The organism is Vallitalea maricola, from assembly GCF_036985595.1.
GTDB lineage: Bacteria > Bacillota > Clostridia > Lachnospirales > Vallitaleaceae > Vallitalea > Vallitalea maricola.
In genome coordinates this window covers 1-218 of record NZ_BTPU01000270.1, presented here as the reverse complement: position 1 = coordinate 218, position 218 = coordinate 1, and the positions used below count along the sequence as shown (strand labels likewise).

At 35.3% G+C, this 218-nt stretch carries 1 protein-coding gene; it reads right to left on the bottom strand.

What is annotated here, in order from left to right; all coding sequences use genetic code 11:
- The coding region (locus AACQ14_RS24065; RefSeq protein WP_339366071.1) for a putative sulfate exporter family transporter at positions 1-218 on the bottom strand (218 nt) is incomplete at both ends.

Genomic DNA, 218 nt, shown 5'->3' with positions numbered 1-218 from the left:
CTGCTTCTTTAATAGTTGCCCACTGAGTTTGCGCACCTAAAGCAGCCATTGCCATTGCCAAAGAAAATTGACTGGAAAAACTCAATACAGCTTTAAGAGATTCAGGAAAAATAACCATACTATTAATCATAGCAGTAGTCATAAAGCCAAAAACAAACCAAGGGATAGTAATAACATTTTTTTCACACTTGGCTTCACTATCTATACTAAGACGATTA